Raw genomic sequence first — 16,730 nt, forward strand, 5'->3', positions numbered from 1 at the left:
GTCCACGGTAGGCCCGGGGCGGCGCTGGGTCGTTTGTCCGGGGAGTAGCAGTACAGGGCGGGTGTTCTACGCCTTGTACAGGCACGGAGGGGGGATCACTCCCCCGCCGCGGCCGTCGCCTTCAGTGCCAGCCACAGCTCCATGCGGACGTCCGGATCGTCGAGCGAACGCCCGAGGATCTCCTCGACCCGCCGCATCCGGTAGCGCAGCGTGTGGCGGTGGACGCCGAGGTCGGCCGCAGCCGCGTCCCACTGGCCGTGGCGGGAGAGCCAGGCCCGCAGTGAGGCGACCAGGTCGCCCCGTCCCGTGGCGTCGTGTTCGCGCAGGGCGCGCAGCAGTCCGTCCGCGAAGGCGCGCACCGCGTCGTCCGCGAGCAGCGGCAGTACCGAGCCGGCCGCCAGCTCCTCGTGCTCGACCAGCGACCGGCCCCGGCGCCGGGCCACCGACAGCGCCTGTTCGGCCTGCTTGTACGCGGCAGCCGCGGCGATCGGTCCCGCTGGGGCGGACAGCCCCACCACCAGCTCGTCCTCGTCGGCGGCGGCCTGTTCCAGCGTCGCCGCGCGTGCGGCCTGCACCGCGAGCGCGTACTCCTGGCAGGCGGCGACGGCCGCGCCTCCGTCGGCGGCGAGCACCACCAGCCGCTCCCCCTCGGGAACGACGAGCACCGCCTCGCCGGAGCGCGCCGCGGCGGACTCGACGATCTCGGCAAGACCGCTCAGCGGATCACCGTTCATGCCGGCGGCGGCGAGCACCGCGGCGGCCGGCGCCGTGGGCGCCGAGCGCGCGTGACCGTCGGCGTGCGCGCGGGCCGCCGACGCGGACGCCGACTCGGCGAGGATCAGCCGGAAGGGCGCGTCGAGGAGGTCGCCGTACAGGTCACCGGCCACCGCGCGCGCGTGGTCCGGCTCCCCGGCCAGCAGCATGCGCAGCACGGCGGCCCCGATCCGCTGCTCGGCGGCGTGCAGGGAGCGGGAGCGCTCGGTGGTGAGGGTCAGCAGGGCGATCGCGGAGTGGACGGCGTACCGCTCGGCGGTGCCCAGTGCGGCGGCCGTGCCCACGGCGAGCGCGGCGCGCGGACGCCGCCCGGTGCCCAGGGAGTGCAGCTCGACCCGGTCCTCACCGCTCGGCCCTCCCACCACGGAACTGGCCGGCGCGGGCCGCTCCCGCAGCCGCTCCACGTCGGCGGTGAGCCGTGCGGCCCGCCGCCCCGCCCACTCTGGTGCGGCCGCGACGACGGCACCCGAGGCGTCGTAGAGCGCGGCCCAGCCGTCGACCTGCCCGGCGAGCGCTGCGAGCAGGCCCTCGGGACCGTCGGTCAGGGCCTGCTTGGTCAGCTCCCGCTGGGCGGCGAAGCCCGCGGTCACGGCCCGGTACTGGTCGGCCGCTATGGCGGCGGAGACGGCTTTGCTGATGGCGAGGAAGGGGGTGCGCCGAGGCACCTCCAGCAGCGGGAGCCCCTCCTCCCGCGCCGCGTCCACCAAGGCCTTCGGGACGTCGTCGTAGTTCACCCCGACGGCGAATCCGAGCCCGACCACTCCCGCGCCCACCAGCCGCTTCACATACCGGCTCATGGCCTCGGGATCGTCGGCGTCCAGTTTCAGCGCCGTGATCAGCAGCAGTTCGCCGCCCTCCATGTAGGGCACGGGGTCGGCGAGTTCGCTGACGTGCGCCCAGCGGACGGGGACGTCCAGATGGTCCTCGCCCGCGCGCACGGTCAGCTTCAGCGCGGAGTGGTGGACGAGCGAGGCGAGCGTCGGGGGCATGAGGCCTTCAGGTCGGCACGGACGGGGTCTCTTCACGGAAACCGTGATCCGCCACGGATTCCGTGATCTTTGTGATCCTTTGGCCGCCACGTATGAACGGCCTATGCCGATTCTGCCTCACCGTACGGTCGCCATGTGCCCCGAAGCCCGGACATCCGTCCGCCGTACTCAGCCCCGCAGGTCCACCAGCAGCGGGGGCGCGTGCTCACCCTTCACATTCGTCAGCGAGAGCACCGCGTGCCCGGGTGGGACCGCATGCGCCAGTTCGGAGGCGGACCACCGTTCGCGTTCGACCTGGCGGACGGTCACCGCGCGGGCGGTCGGCGCACGCCCGGTGATCACGCGGCGCAGCGCGTGCAACGCCTTGCCCGCCGGGGTCTCGGCGATGATCTGCCGGTCGGTGACGTCCCGCGCCTCGATCCACTCCTTGCCCCACACCTCGGCGAAGTCCTGCCCGTCCCAGGGGGTGAGCCCGGACAGGGCCATCCGGCAGCCGGTCGCGCCGAGCAGCGGGCCGCGCAGGGGCCGGGGCACGTCGTCGAGGGTGCGCAGGGTGAGCACGGTCCCGGCGTTCGCGGAGCGCAGCCGCTGGATGCCCCGGACGGACTCGGGGGTCACCACGCCCGTCGCGTCGTCGAGCACCAGGCACGCGAAGAGGGACCGGTCCTCGCGCGTCGCGACACTGGCCGTGAACTGGGCGAGCACCAGCCGCGCGAGGATGCGGGAGGCATCCGCGTGGCCGCGCTCCGGAAGATCGATCCGGACGCGCACCGGGTGGTCCAGGGCCCGCAGCGAGAACGGCCGGGACTGCCCGGAGGTGTCGAAGAACGGGGCGAAGGCGGGCCGGTCGAGCAGTGCGACCCGGTCCGCGAGGACGCTTCCCACATCGCCCGGCTGTGCCGCCTGCCGCTCGCGCGCGTCCAGTTCCCGCAGCAGCGAGTCCCGCCCGGTGTCCTGCAGGGCCTTGCGCAGCGCGGCGAGCGGACCGGACGCGCCGTCCAGGAGCTGCCGCAGTTCCGGCACGGACGGGAACCGGCCGTGCACGGCCCGGAACGGGCCGAGGAGCTGGGCCAGCACGGTCGTGGAGCGGCGGCTGTCCCCGCCGGGACGGGGGTCGGCGAGGTCACCCACGAGCGCCTCGGCCAGCACCGCCGCCGCTTCGTCCGGGTCGGTGGTCCCGCCGTACAGATCGAGGTCGTAGACGGATTCGGGTTGGCCGACGCGGACGACGACGTCATAGGCGTCCGCGGGTCCCAGGCCCGCACCCGCCGCGCCGACGACGACCACGGCGGCGCGTCCGGCCAGCGCCTGCAGACACAGCGACTCGGCGAGGGGCCGGACCACCGAGCCGGTCTTGCCGGAACCTGCGGGCCCCACCGCGACCAGGGAGGTGCCCAGCAGATCGGGGCCGAGGGCGAGCCCGGACCCGCGGTAGGCGTAGGGGTTGCGGGGGTCGTCGACGGTGGACCCGAGCCGTACCTGTCCGGTGATCAGATCGTGCAGCGCGATCCGGGCCGGCAGGTCGCGCTCCCCGGAGGGGTGCAGACAGGCGGCCGCGCCGTCCTTGAGGACCGCGCCGGTGAAGGCGGCGAGACCGTGCCGGCCGCTGTGCACGCCCTGCCAGGCGCGCGCGATACGGGCGTGGTCGACGTCGCGCATACGTCCCGCACGGGCGTCGGCGGCGAGCCGGTCGGCGGCGTCCTGCGCCCCCGCGGCGCGCAGCTGGTTCCACTGCGCGGGGTCCTCCTCGGGTGCCGGGGGCCGCTCGTGCACGGGCGGCGCGGCGGCGCGCCACGCGGGCGGCCCGAACCGCCGCCAGACCTCACCCCAGCGGCCCAGCTTGCCGACGGTGATCATGATCGCGAGGGCGATGAGCGTGTAGTAGCCGTACCAGAGGAAGGCGTTCCCGACGCGGTCGCCACTGTGGCGCCAGGAGTCGGGGGTGAACAGCTCGAGGGGGACGACCCACCAGCCGCCGAGGTAGCCGTTCCACAGCAGCGACCAGATCAGCCAGCCCACCAGGAAGGCGATGAGCGCTCCGCTGAGCAGCTGCCGGGTCGGCGTCCGCTCGGGCTCCTGTTCGGGCCGCGGCCGGTGGCCGAAGCGCCACACGCCGGGCGCCGCCTGCGGCCGTGGCGTTCGCACCCAGGCCAGGAACGCGGGACCGTCCGGGGGCGGTGGCGTCCCGGGGGCGTGCGCCGGCCGGGGCGGCACCTGGGGCGGTCCCGCCGGACGCGGCACGGAACCGGCCCGTGCGACCCGTGCGTCCTGCGTCCCGTCGCTGTCCATCGCCTTGCCCCCTGACCAGCCGCTCCGTGCACCGTCCGCGAGTCAATCTAGCGCCCCCGCCAAGGGAGTTCGCCGCATATGCGGCCGGGACCGCGAGGGCGCGCCCCCGCACACTATGTCCACCACGGACAAGCGGAGGCGGCCAAGGCGCCCACATGGAGCATGCCCACCTTCCATTGCCCGCCTTAGCCTGCGAGAAAAGAAGGTAAGCGTCCGAAAAGCACCCCCGCCCGGAGCACCCGGCCCGCCGCAGCGCGGGTGCACCGAGTCCCCGGGCCGGTTCGCACGATCATCAGGGAGCCCCCATGACCGCACTTCCGCAGGAGCGTCGCGTCGTCACCGCCATCCCCGGCCCGAAGTCGCAGGAGCTGCAGGCCCGCCGTACCGCCGCGGTCGCGCAGGGCGTGGGCTCCGTGCTGCCGGTCTTCACCACGCGCGCGGGCGGCGGGATCATCGAGGACGTCGACGGCAACCGTCTGATCGACTTCGGCTCCGGCATCGCGGTGACGTCCGTGGGCGCCTCCGCCGAGGCCGTCGTACGCCGCGCCTCCGCGCAGCTCCAGGACTTCACCCACACCTGTTTCATGGTCACGCCGTACGAGGGCTACGTCGCCGTCGCCGAGGCGCTGGCCGAGCTCACGCCGGGTGATCACGCCAAGAAGTCCGCCCTGTTCAACTCGGGCGCCGAGGCCGTCGAGAACGCGGTCAAGATCGCCCGCGCCTACACCAAGCGCCAGGCGGTCGTCGTCTTCGACCACGGCTACCACGGCCGGACCAACCTGACGATGGCGCTGACGTCCAAGAACATGCCGTACAAGCACGGCTTCGGCCCGTTCGCGCCCGAGGTCTACCGCATGCCGTTGGCGTACGCGTACCGCTGGCCCACCGGTCCGGACAACTGCGGCCCCGAGGCCGCCGCACAGGCCATCGACCAGATCACCAAGCAGGTCGGCGCGGACAACGTGGCCGCGATCATCATCGAGCCGGTGCTCGGTGAGGGCGGCTTCATCGAGCCCGCGAAGGGCTTCCTGCCCGCGCTGCGCAAGTTCGCCACGGACAACGGCATCGTCTTCGTCGCCGACGAGATCCAGTCCGGCTTCTGCCGCACCGGCCAGTGGTTCGCGTGCGAGGACGAGGGAATCGTCCCGGACCTGATCACCACCGCCAAGGGCATCGCGGGCGGTCTGCCGCTCGCCGCCGTGACCGGCCGCGCCGAGATCATGGACGCCGCGCACTCGGGCGGCCTCGGCGGCACCTACGGCGGCAACCCGGTCGCCTGCGCGGGTGCGCTCGGCGCGATCGAGACCATGAAGGAGTTCGACCTCAACACTCGGGCGAAGGAGATCGAGGAGACCATGAAGGCCCGCCTCACGGCGATGGCCGAGAAGTTCGACATCATCGGCGACATCCGCGGCCGCGGCGCGATGATCGCGATCGAGCTGGTCAAGGACCGCACCACCAAGGAGCCGAACCCGGAGGCCACCGGCGCACTGGCCAAGGCCTGCCACCAGGAGGGCCTGCTCGTCCTGACCTGCGGCACCTACGGCAACGTGCTGCGCTTCCTGCCGCCGCTCGTCATCGGCCAGGACCTGCTGAACGAGGGTCTCGACATCATCGAGCAGGCCTTCGCGCGCATCTGAGCCCGCCCCCGCCCGCGTCGCCGCCGCTGGGGCCGCGGAGGTCAGAGGGTGTGAAGAACGTGTGCGAGGTGGATGGCAAGACGCCTTTCCGGCTGTCGGAGCCGTTTTCCCTGCCGTAGGTTCTACCCAGATGAGAGAAACACCCCACCCACAGGGGACTGTGGGTGACATCGGGCCGAGGCCTCCCCAGCTTCGACCTGGTCGTGCCCTCGCGCACACACCCGGAGCTTCCGGCTCTGGATCTCCTCACCGATCGGACGGCCGCACGCCCCAAACCCCCCGGGGCGGGCGGCACCCCGATCCGGACGGCCGTCTCGGAACCACCCCCGTCGCACCCGCGCAAGCAGGTCACGGGACGTAGACGGGAGAGCTGTCCACCTGAAGGGTCGGCACACACCCCCCCTTGTGCCGGCCCTTCAGTGTGTCCGGACCCACTCGCGGCTCCGGCCGGGGCCACGCGGACATGCCGGCGCCCGGCGCACCTCCTCGCACGGATCGCACGCCGGGAACCCCACTCCACCCGGCCGTCCGACAGGCCGGGTGCCGTACGGCGTTCGGTGCACGGCGGGTCGGATCCACCGAAGCGGGCACAGTCGCTACATTCGGACATATGGACGAGGCGCCCAGACGCATCGACCCCACGACGGACCGGGTGTCCGCCGCGCTCGTGCTGGGCTGCTCCCCGGAACAGATCGGCCCGTGCACCCGCTGCCAGGGACTGACCCGGGGATACGGCCGCAACGCGTGTGCCCCCACTGCCGTGCCGTCGACGTGAGGACCGGGTCCGGGTCGGGGTGACGGTCCGCGCGCACCGCCCCGGCGAAAATCGGACGCCGTGCCGTCAGGCCCACGGCCACCCTGTCGGCCGGGCGGAGCCGTAGCGCAGAGGTCGTCGCGCGCGGTCTCCAAAATCGCGAGGACGCCGGTTCGAATCCGGCCGGTTCCGCTCTCCTGTCACCGGCCGGCAGGTCGGCACGCGTTGGACCGCGCGGCGGGTGTCGACGTACCGCTCAGGGATGCCACGTCCGCCACGCGCGGGCACCCGCGGGTACTGCCGGCCGCACTGCCTGCGAAGCTGTACAGCGTGTCGCGCATCCCGGAGCCAGAGCTGGAGGACCCGCCTGCGGTGCACGGTGGAATGCCACCGCTCCCGGGGCGGCCTGCTCGCGTTCTGGGCCCGCTGGGACTTCTCTTTCTCCTGCTCTCCTGGCAGGTCGCCGTCCGCGGGCCGCTGGTGCGGGTGGACGAACGGCTGGGCACGGCCCTGGTCCGTCCGAGCCGGATCTCGGAACTCCTCGCCGACCTGGGCAGTGCCACCATCGCCGTTCCGCTGCTGGTCATCGTGCTGACCTGGGTCGCCCAGCGGGGGCGGGACGCCGGTGCGCACCGATGGTGGCTGCCGCCCGCCGCCGCGGCCGGGCTGACGGCCGCCTATCCCGTGCTCATCCTCGCCTTGAAGACGCTGTTCGCCCGGCCGGGCCCACCGCTCATGGGCCCGGTCACGGGCTTCTACCCTTCGGGGCACACGGCCACCGCGATGATCGCCTACGGCGCGGCGGCCCTGGTCCTGTCGCCCTGGCTGCACACGCCCCAGGCCCGCCTCCAGCTCCTCGCCGTCTGGCTCACCCTGAACGCGGGTGTCGCCTTCGGGCTGGTCCGCAGCGGTTACCACTGGCCCCTGGACGTGCTGGGCAGTTGGTGCCTGTGCGCGATGCTGCTGTACTCGCTGTGGCTGTGCCTCAGCCGAAGTAGCCGTCGAACGTCCGCTGGAACTCCCAGCTCCCGAACCGGTCCCAGTTGATCGACCAGGTCATCAGGCCGCGCAGGCCGGGCCAGGTTCCGTGGGTGGTGTACGAACCGCAGTTCGCCTTTCTGGTCAGGCAGTCGAGGGTCTTCGTGACCTCCGACGGGGCCACGTAGCCGTTGCCCGCGTTGGTCGACGCCGGCATGCCGATCGCCACCTGGTCGGGCCGCAGCGGCGGGAAGACGTTGTTCGCGTCACCCGCCACCGGGAAGCCGGTGAGGAGCATGTCGGTCATCGCGATGTGGAAGTCCGCCCCGCCCATGGAGTGGTACTGGTTGTCCAGGCCCATGATCGGGCCGGAGTTGTAGTCCTGGACGTGGAGCAGCGTGAGATCGTCGCGCAGGGCGTGGATCACCGGGAGGTACGCCCCGCACCGGGGATCCTGACCGCCCCACTTGCCCGTGCCGTAGTACTGGTAGCCCATCTGGACGAAGAACGTCTCCGGGGCCATCGTCAGCACGAACCCGGAGCCGTATCTGGCCTTCAGGGTCTTCAGGGCCGAGATCAGGTTGACGATCACCGGGGTCGTCGGGTTCCTGAAGTCGGTGTCGTTCGCGTTCAGGGACAGCGAGTGACCCTCGAAGTCGATGTCCAGGCCGTCGAGGCCGTATGTGTCGATGATCTTCGAGACCGAGGAGACGAAGGCGTCCCGGGCCGCCGTGGTCGTCAGCTGCACCTGGCCGTTCTGGCCGCCGATCGATATCAGCACCTTCTTGCCGGCCGCCTGCTTGGCCTTGACGGCCGCCTTGAAGTCGGCGTCGCTCTCCACACCGGAGCACTCGGTGACCGGGCACCGGGTGAACCGGATGTCGCCCGAGGTGACGGAGGTCGGTTCACCGAAGGCGAGGTCGATGACGTCCCAGCTGTCGGGGACGTCCGCAAGACGCGTGTACCCGGAGCCGTTGGCGAAGCTCGCGTGGAGGTAGCCGACCAGGGCGTGTGCCGGAAGGCCGACGGAGCCCCCCGATCCCGCGGCGGTCGTCGCGGTCACCGTCGCCGACTTCGCGGACTCCCCCGCGTCGTTGACGGCCGCCACCTGGAAGCCGTATGCCGTGGCGGGCGCCAGGCCGGTCACGGTGGCCGATGTGCCGGCGACCGTCTGGACCCTCGCGCCGTCCCGGTAGACGGCATAGCTCGCGGCGCCCGTGACCGCCGACCAGGACAGGGCGACGCTGGAGGAGGTGACGGCGCCGGTCCTCAGTCCGGACGGCGCGGCGGGCGGCTGGCCGGCGATCGCGCCCGGTCCGACCAGCGAGATGTCGTCGGCGTAGTAGGCGCCCGTGCCGTACCAGCCGTGCGTGTAGATCGTGACCTTGGTGGTGGAGGGGCCGGTGCGGAAGGTCGTCGTGAGCTGCTGCCAGTCGGTCGCCGACTGGGTCCAGGTGGACACGTCGGTGGTGCCGGTGCCGCTCGCGCCCAGGTAGACGTAGCTGCCGCGGACCTGTCCGCCGAGTGTGTACTGCGCGTTCGGTTGTACCGTCACCGTCTGGCTGCACTGGGCGTTGTCGCTGCCGGCCGGGGTCGCCTGCAGCGCCGAGGTTCCACTGTGCACCGGGGAACCGACGGTGGTGCCGGCGGTGCAGCTCCAGCCGTCGAGGCCGGACTCGAAACCGCCGTTGCGCGCGAGGTCCACATCGGCCGCGCGGGCGGCCGGAGCGAGCGCGGCCAGGCCGGGCAGGGCCAGGGCCGTTGCCGTGCACACGGCCAGCAGCCGTCGCCGGACGAAGGGTCTGGTGCGATCCACAAGTGCCTCCGGGCATGGGGGAATTGGAGGGTGGAGCGCGCCCAACTTGGTCCAGACCAATTCGGTTGTCAAGACCTCCGCCGGTGACGGAACGCGGGCGGGGGCCTTCCGGGAGTTCCCGGCAGACCCCCGCCCGCGTTCCGGGTCAGCTGTCGAAGCCCAGACCCAGCCGGTCCATCGTCTTCAGCCAGAGGTTGCGCCGGCCGTCGTGCGCGTCGGCACGGGCCAGGGACCACTTGGTCAGTGCGATGCCCGTCCAGGCGAAGGGCTCCGGCGGGAACGGCAGGGGCTTCTTGCGGACCATCTCCAGCTCGGTCCGCTCCGTGCGCTCCCCCGCCAGCAGATCGAGCATCACCTCGGCCCCGAAGCGGGTGGCCCCGACACCGAGGCCCGTGTAACCGGCCGCGTACGCCACCCTCTCCCGGTACGCCGTCCCGAAGAACGCCGAAAAACGCGAGCAGGTGTCGATCGCGCCGCCCCACGCGTGCGTGAAGCGGACTCCCTCCAACTGCGGGAAGCAGCCGAAGAAGTGCTCGGCGAGCTTCGCGTAGGTCTCCGGGCGGTCGTCGTACTCGGCTCGCACCCGGCCGCCGTACGAGTAGATCGCGTCGTAGCCGCCCCACAGGATGCGGTTGTCGGCGGAGAGCCGGAAGTAGTGGAACTGGTTGGCCGAGTCCCCGAGGCCCTGCCGCTCGTTCCAGCCGATGGACGCAAGACGGTCGGGGCTCAGCGGCTCGGTCATCAGCGCGTAGTCGTAGACCGGCACGGTGTAGGAGCGGACCCGCTTGACCAGGTTCGGGAAGATGTTCGTGCCGAGTGCGACGCGGCGGGCGCGCACCCGGCCGTAGGGGGTGCGCACGGCCATGCCGGCCCCGTACGGCTTCAGTGTGAGCGCGGGTGTGTGCTCGTAGAACCTGACGCCCAGCCGGAGGCAGGCTCGTTTGAGCCCCCAGGCCAGCTTGGCCGGGTGGACCAACGCGACGCCCCGGCGGTCGTACAGACCGGCGACGAAGGTCGGCGAGTCGACCTGCTCCCGCACCGCCTCCGCGTCCAGGAACTCGGTGTCCTCGGCAAGGCCCCGGCGCACCGTCTCCTCGTACCAGTCACGGAGTTCGAAGGCCTGGTACGTCTCGGTCGCCACGTCGATCTCACCGGTGCGCTCGAAGTCGCAGTCCAGGGAGTGGCGGGCGACCGCCTTCTCGATCTCGTCGAGATTGCGGGCGCCCAGCTCCTGCAACTTGTGGATCTCGTCCGGCCAGCGGGCGACCCCGTTGGCCAGGCCGTGTGTGAGGGAGGCGGCGCAGAACCCGCCGTTGCGGCCCGAGGCGGCCCAGCCCGCCTCGCGGCCCTCGAGCAGTACGACGTCCCGCTGCGGATCGCGCTCCTTGGCGATGAGCGCGGTCCACAGTCCGCTGTAGCCGCCGCCGACGACCAGCAGATCGCAGGTCTCGGCGCCGGTGAGAGCGGGTTCGGGGTGGGGCCTGCCCGGGTCGTCCAGCCAGAACGGGACGGGCCGGGCTTCGGAAAGAGATGTGGTCCAACGGGTCATGGCGCTCGGGGCCATGATGTCAACTCCCTACAGATGCATTACGCCTTCCGGCGGTTCCGGCGGTTGCCCACGGCCATGGAGAGAAGGACGAACAGAACGGCGAGGACGAACATGGTCGTGCCGATGACATTGATCTGGACGGGCGTACCGCGCTGCGCCGAGCCCCAGACGAACATGGGGAAGGTGACGGTCGAGCCCGCGTTGAAGTTCGTGATGATGAAATCGTCGAAGGAGAGCGCGAAGGCGAGCAGCGCGCCCGCGGCGATTCCGGGTGCCGCGATCGGCAGGGTGACCCGCAGGAAGGTCTGCAGCGGGCCCGCGTACAGGTCCTGCGCGGCCTGTTCCAGCCTCGGGTCCATCGACATGACACGTGCCTTGACCGCGGTGACGACAAAGCTGAGGCAGAACATGATGTGGGCGATGAGGATCGTCCAGAAACCCAGCTGAGCACCCATGTTGAGGAACAGGGTCAGCAGCGAGGCGGCCATGACCACCTCGGGCATGGCCATCGGCAGGAAGATCAGCGAGTTCACCGCGCCGCGCGCCCGGAAGCGGTAGCGGACCAGCGCGAAGGCGATCATCGTGCCGAGGACCGTGGCCCCGATCGTGGCCCAGACGGCGATCTGAAGGCTGACCGACAGCGAGCCGCACATGTCGGCGACACCGCACGGGTCCTTCCACGCGTCCAGCGAGAACTGCTGCCATTCGTAATTGAAGCGCCCCTTTGGTTTGTTGAAGGAGAACACCGTCACGACGATGTTCGGCAGCAGGAGGTATCCGAGGGTCACCAGTCCGGCGAGGACGACGAGATGGCGCTTGAACCAGTTGACGAATCCCATTTAGACCAGATCCTCCGTGCCGGACCTGCGGATGTAGAAGGTGACCATGGCGAGGATCGCGGCCATGAGGATGAACGAGAGCGCCGCCGCCGTCGGATAGTCGAGGATCCGCAGGAACTGTGTCTGGATGACGTTGCCGACCATCCGGGTGTCGGTGGAGCCCAGCAGGTCGGCGTTGACGTAGTCGCCCGCGGCCGGGATGAAGGTCAGCAGCGTGCCGGAGACCACGCCCGGCATCGACAGCGGGAAGGTGACCTTCCGGAATGTCGTGAACGGGGTGGCGTACAGGTCCCCGGCCGCCTCGTGGAGGCGGCCGTCGATGCGCTCGAGCGAGGTGTAGAGCGGCAGGATCATGAACGGCAGGAAGTTGTACGTCAGACCGCAGACCACCGCGAGCGGGGTGGCGAGCACCCGGTCCCCCGCGGTCCAGCCGAGCCAGTTGGTGACGTCCAGCACGTGCAGCGTGTTGAGGGCGCCGACGACCGGTCCGTTGTCCGCGAGGATCGTCTTCCAGGCGAGCGTACGGATCAGGAAGCTCGTGAAGAACGGCGCGATGACCAGGATCATCACCAGATTCCGCCAGCGGCCGGCGCGGAACGCGATGAGGTACGCGAGCGGGTAGCCGAGGACGAGGCACAGCAGCGTCGCTGCGGCCGCGTACAGGACCGAGCGCAGGAACTGCGGCCAGTACGTCGACAGCGCGTCCCAGTAGGTCGCGAAGTGCCAGGTGACCTTGTAGCCCTGCTCCAGGGAACCGGTCTGCACGGACGTGGAGCCCTGGTAGATCATCGGCAGCGCGAAGAAGACCAGCAGCCACAGGATGCCGGGCAGCAGCAGCCAGTACGGCGTGAAGCGGCCCCGCCTGCGCGGGGGCTTCGTCGCGGGCGTGGCGGGCGCCGGTGGCGCGGGCGCCTCGGTGACGGCGGCCATCAGGCGGCCACCCCTTCCTCGGGCTCTACCGTCTCCACACCCGCGTCGATGTCCTGGGCGGCGTCCAGTCCGAAGGTGTGCGCGGGATTCCAGTGCAGGACGACCTCGGCGCCGGGCACCAGTCGCGGGTCGCGGTCGATGTTCTGGGCGTAGACCTCGAACTCCGGGCAGACCGGGCTGTCGACGACGTACTGGGTGGACACCCCGATGAAGCTGGAGTCGGCGATGCGTCCCGAGATGCGGTTGCGGCCCTCGGGGATGTCGCCCGCGTCGTCGGCATGGGTGAGGGATATCTTCTCCGGTCGTACGCCGACCAGTACCTTTCCGCCCGCCGTCGCCGGCGCGGAACATCGCGCCTCCGGCAGGGTGAGCTTGCCTCCGCCCGCCTTCAGGATGATCCGGTCGCCGCTCTTGGAGTCCACCTCGGCCTCGATCAGGTTGGAGGTGCCGAGGAAGTTGGCGACAAAGGTGGTCTGGGGGTTCTCGTACAGATCGCTGGGCGAGCCGAGCTGTTCGACGCGGCCCGCGTTCATCACGGCGACGGTGTCGGCCATCGTCATGGCCTCCTCCTGGTCGTGCGTGACATGGATGAAGGTGATGCCCACCTCGGTCTGGATGCGCTTGAGCTCCAGCTGCATCTGGCGCCTCAGCTTGAGGTCGAGGGCACCGAGCGGCTCGTCGAGGAGCAGCACCTTCGGGTGGTTGATCAGTGCGCGGGCCACCGCGACGCGCTGCTGCTGGCCGCCGGAGAGCTGGTGCGGCTTCTTGCGCGCCTGCTCGCCCAGCTGCACCAGGTCCAGCATGTCCTCGACCTGCTTCTTCACCGACTTGATGCCGCGACGGCGCAGACCGAAGGCGACGTTCTCGAAGATGTCGAGGTGCGGGAAGAGGGCGTAGGACTGGAAGACGGTGTTCACCGGCCGCTTGTACGGGGGCAGACGGGTGACGTCCTGGTCGCCGAGGTGGACCGTCCCGGAGGAAGGCTCCTCCAGACCGGCGATCATGCGCAGGGTGGTGGTCTTGCCGCAGCCGGACGCGCCGAGCAGGGCGAAGAAGGAGCCCTGCGGCACGGTCAGGTCGAGCGGGTGCACGGCGGTGAAGGAGCCGTAGGTCTTGCCGATCCCGGAGAGGCGGACATCGCCGCTGTTGTCCGTCGTCATCTTCGTCACGCCCCTGTCAGCTTCGCGAACTTCTCTTCGTAGGCCGTCTCTTCCTTCTGCGTCAGCGAGCGGAAGGCGTGGGACTTCGCGGCCATGGCCTTGTCGGGAAGGATCAGCGGATTGTTCGCCGCGTCCTTGTCGATCTTCTCGAGGTAGGGCTTCACACCGTCGACGGGGCTGACGTAGTTGACGTAGCCGGCGAGCGCGGCGGCCTGGTCGGGCTCGTAGTAGAAGTCGATGAGCCGTTCCGCGTTCGCCTTGTGACGGGCCTTGTTGGGGACCAGCATGTTGTCCGTCGAGGTCATGTAGCCGCTGTCCGGGATGATGTAGGCGACGTCCGGGCTGTCCGCCTGGAGCTGGACGATGTCACCGCCCCAGGCCACACAGGCGGCCAGATCGCCCTTGGTGAGGTCGGACGTGTAGTCGTTGCCGGTGAAGCGGCGGATCTGCCCCTTGTCGACGGCCTTCTGCAGACGGGCGATCACCGCGTCGAAGTCGTCGTCGGTGAACTTCGCCGGGTCCTTGCCCATGTCGAGCAGGGTCATGCCGATGCTGTCGCGCATCTCCGACAGAAAACCCACACGGCCCTTGAGCTTGGGGTTGTCGAGAAGGTCGGAGACCGACTTCACCTCGACGCCGTCGAGCGCCTTCTTGTTGTACGCGATGACGGTCGATATGCCCTGCCACGGGTAGGAGTAGGCGCGCCCGGGGTCCCAGTCGGGGCTGCGGAACTGGCCCGACAGGTTGGCGAAGGCGTGCGGGAGGTTCGCCGGGTCCAGCTTCTGCACCCAGCCCAGCCGGATCACCCGCGCGGCCAGCCAGTCGGTGAGGACGATCAGATCCCGGCCGGTGTCCTGGCCCGCGGCGAGTTGCGGCTTGATCTTGCCGAAGAACTCGTTGTTGTCGTTGATGTCCTCGGTGTACTTGACCGCGATGCCGGTCCTCCTGCCGAACGCCTCGAGCGTCGGGTGGTGCTTCCCGCTGTCGTCGACGTCGATGTACTCGGGCCAGTTGGAGAAGTTGACCACCTTCTCCTTGGAGGAGTGGTCCTCGGCGGAGGTGCCGCCCTGTGTCTTGCCGGCCGCGGGAATCCCGCAGGCGCTCAGCGCCCCGAGGCCGCCCACCGCGAGCGCGCCGCCCGCGGAGGCGCGCAGCAGCGAACGGCGGGTGAGGGAGGCCCTGCCGTTGCGGAAGCTGCGCCGCATGGCGGCCACTTGGGCCGGGGTCAGGCGGTCGGGCTCGTTCTGCTCCATGCGCGTGGTGCCCTTTCGGGAGGTGTACGGCCGGGGGGTCGGGCGGCCGTTTCTGCTATCGGTCCCCGAAGATCGTGCGGTGCCAGTCCTTCCTGGCGACCGCGGTGTTGTCGAACATGACATGCTTGATCTGGGTGTACTCCTCGAACGAGTACGAGGACATGTCTTTGCCGAAGCCGGAGGCCTTGTAGCCGCCGTGCGGCATCTCGCTGATGATCGGGATGTGGTCGTTGACCCACACACAGCCCGCCTTGATCTCGCGGGTCGCCCGGTTCGCCCGGTAGACGTCACGGCTCCAGGCGGAGGCGGCCAGGCCGTACGGAGTGTCGTTGGCGAGCCGGATGCCCTCGTCGTCGCCGTCGAAGGGCACGACGACGAGCACGGGTCCGAAGATCTCGCACTGGACGATCTCGCTGTCCTGCCGAGCGTCGGCGATGAGAGTGGGGCGGTAGTAGGCACCGCCCTCGAGCTCCCCGCCGGGGGCCGCACCGCCGGTCACCACGCGCGCGTACGCACGTGCCCGGTCGACGAAGCCTGCGACACGGTCCCGCTGCGCGTGCGAGATCAGGGGGCCGAGGTCGGTGCCGGGGGCGAAGGGGTCGCCGAGCCTGACGGTCTCCATGAGGGCGGCGGCCCCCCGGACGAACTCCTCGTAGAGAGGACGCTGCACATACGCGCGCGTTGCGGCCGTGCAGTCCTGGCCGGTGTTGATGAGCGCGCCCGCGACCGCGCCGTGGACCGCGGCCTCCAGGTCGGCGTCGTCGAAGACCACGAACGGCGCCTTGCCGCCGAGTTCCAGGTGGAGGCGTTTGACCGTGGAGGTGGCGATCTCGGCGACACGCCTGCCGACGGCCGTGGAACCGGTGAAGGACGTCATCGCCACGTCGGGGTGGCCGACGAGGTGCTCGCCGGCCTCCTTGCCGGTCCCCGTCACGATGTTGACGACACCGTCGGGGATCCCCGCGTCGGTGGCGGCCTCGGCGAAGAGCAGCGAGGTGAGCGGGGTGAGCTCGGCGGGCTTCAGCACGATGGTGTTGCCCGCGGCGATCGCCGGGAGGATCTTCCAGGCGGCCATCTGGAGGGGGTAGTTCCAGGGGGCGATGGAACCGACGACGCCGATGGGCTCGCGGCGCACATAAGAGGTGTGGTCGCCGGAGTACTCACCCGCGGACTGCCCCGGGAGATGCCGGGCGGCACCCGCGAAGAAGGAGGCGTTGTCGATCGTGCCCGGCACGTCGAACTCCCGTGTCAGCTTAAGGGGTTTGCCGCACTGGAGGGACTCGTAGCGGGCGAACTCCTCGGCGCGCTCGGCGAGTACGGCGGCGAAGCGGTGCAGCGCGTCGGAACGCTCACCGGGGGTGGCCGTGGACCAGCCGGGAAAGGCCGCGCGGGCGGCGGCCACCGCACGGTCCACGTCCTCGGCACCGGCCAGTTCGTACGTGTGGACCTCGACGCCCGTCGACGGGTCGACGACCGCGTTGCTGCGTCCCGAGGTGCCCGTGGCCGGCCGGCCCGCGATGTACTGCGCACCGTTCGAGAACCGTTTCCCCACCTCGTCCCGGGAGGGGGTGTCGGTGTGGCCGGCGTTGCCCACGTTGTGCATGTCGCTCTCCTTCGCCCCCGCCGGCGTCCACCGCGGGGACCGGCGTAGCTCCGGCTCGATTTGAGTGCCGATCCTGACAGAGGGAGTGGACTCCAACAAGTGATTCCGTTGTTGCCTTTTGGTTACGCGACGGAATCTGTCGACCAGCTGTCTACT

General features: G+C 70.6%; 12 protein-coding genes, 1 tRNA gene and 1 pseudogene. 5 read left to right on the plus strand and 9 right to left on the minus strand.

All coding sequences use genetic code 11. The features are described 5' to 3' along the window. Nucleotides 1-95: 95 nt before the first annotated feature. Nucleotides 96-1,763, minus strand: coding sequence for a PucR family transcriptional regulator (locus tag RCR19_RS10735; protein WP_331264937.1), 1,668 nt, complete (start codon nt 1,761-1,763; stop codon nt 96-98). A 168-nt stretch (nt 1,764-1,931) separates the two neighbouring features. After that, the gene (locus RCR19_RS10740) at nt 1,932-4,052 is read right to left on the minus strand and encodes an ATP-binding protein (RefSeq protein WP_331264938.1); all 2,121 of its coding nucleotides are present in this window, start codon (nt 4,050-4,052) and stop codon (nt 1,932-1,934) included. A 305-nt stretch (nt 4,053-4,357) separates the two neighbouring features. Between RCR19_RS10740 and gabT the strand changes: the two genes are divergently transcribed. The 5 genes and pseudogenes from gabT to RCR19_RS10765 all read left to right on the plus strand — a co-directional run bounded on the left by gabT (nt 4,358) and on the right by RCR19_RS10765 (nt 7,493). Further along, nucleotides 4,358-5,692, plus strand: coding sequence for a 4-aminobutyrate--2-oxoglutarate transaminase (gabT, locus tag RCR19_RS10745; protein ID WP_331264939.1), 1,335 nt, complete (start codon nt 4,358-4,360; stop codon nt 5,690-5,692). 130 nt (nt 5,693-5,822) lie between these two features. After that, nucleotides 5,823-6,020: pseudogene (locus RCR19_RS10750) on the plus strand (phosphoesterase); the annotation flags it as partial. 282 nt (nt 6,021-6,302) lie between these two features. Further along, nucleotides 6,303-6,467, plus strand: coding sequence for a hypothetical protein (locus RCR19_RS10755; protein ID WP_331264940.1), 165 nt, complete (start codon nt 6,303-6,305; stop codon nt 6,465-6,467). A 96-nt stretch (nt 6,468-6,563) separates the two neighbouring features. Continuing rightward, nucleotides 6,564-6,638 (plus strand) — tRNA-Trp (locus RCR19_RS10760). Nucleotides 6,639-6,776: 138 nt separating this feature from the next. Further along, nucleotides 6,777-7,493, plus strand: coding sequence for a phosphatase PAP2 family protein (locus RCR19_RS10765; protein WP_331264941.1), 717 nt, complete (start codon nt 6,777-6,779; stop codon nt 7,491-7,493). On the opposite strand, the gene RCR19_RS10770 is transcribed toward RCR19_RS10765, so the two are convergent. From RCR19_RS10770 to RCR19_RS10800, 7 genes are all read right to left on the minus strand, one after another. After that, nucleotides 7,432-9,240: a glycoside hydrolase family 18 protein gene (locus tag RCR19_RS10770; RefSeq protein WP_331264942.1), complete on the minus strand. Its 1,809-nt coding sequence runs from the start codon at nt 9,238-9,240 to the stop codon at nt 7,432-7,434. The genes RCR19_RS10765 and RCR19_RS10770 overlap by 62 nt on opposite strands. A 145-nt stretch (nt 9,241-9,385) precedes the next feature. Next, the gene (locus RCR19_RS10775) at nt 9,386-10,804 is read right to left on the minus strand and encodes an FAD-dependent oxidoreductase (RefSeq protein WP_331264943.1); all 1,419 of its coding nucleotides are present in this window, start codon (nt 10,802-10,804) and stop codon (nt 9,386-9,388) included. Nucleotides 10,805-10,827: 23 nt separating this feature from the next. Continuing rightward, nucleotides 10,828-11,628 (minus strand): ABC transporter permease, encoded by an 801-nt coding sequence (locus tag RCR19_RS10780; protein ID WP_059129026.1) that lies wholly within the window; start codon nt 11,626-11,628, stop codon nt 10,828-10,830. Continuing rightward, complete coding sequence (locus RCR19_RS10785; protein WP_331264944.1) at nt 11,629-12,558, minus strand: ABC transporter permease; 930 nt, start codon at nt 12,556-12,558, stop codon at nt 11,629-11,631. Further along, nucleotides 12,558-13,718, minus strand: a complete 1,161-nt coding sequence (locus RCR19_RS10790; protein ID WP_331269404.1) for an ABC transporter ATP-binding protein — start codon at nt 13,716-13,718, stop codon at nt 12,558-12,560. The genes RCR19_RS10785 and RCR19_RS10790 overlap by 1 nt, the downstream gene beginning before the upstream one ends. A gap of 5 nt (nt 13,719-13,723) precedes the next feature. Beyond that, nucleotides 13,724-14,971, minus strand: a complete 1,248-nt coding sequence (locus tag RCR19_RS10795) for a spermidine/putrescine ABC transporter substrate-binding protein (RefSeq protein WP_331264945.1) — start codon at nt 14,969-14,971, stop codon at nt 13,724-13,726. Between the two features lie 55 nt (nt 14,972-15,026). Further along, complete coding sequence (locus RCR19_RS10800; protein ID WP_331264946.1) at nt 15,027-16,574, minus strand: gamma-aminobutyraldehyde dehydrogenase; 1,548 nt, start codon at nt 16,572-16,574, stop codon at nt 15,027-15,029. Nucleotides 16,575-16,730: the final 156 nt, after the last annotated feature.

Source organism: Streptomyces sp. WAC07094 (genome assembly GCF_036320405.1).
Lineage (GTDB): Bacteria > Actinomycetota > Actinomycetes > Streptomycetales > Streptomycetaceae > Streptomyces > Streptomyces lannensis.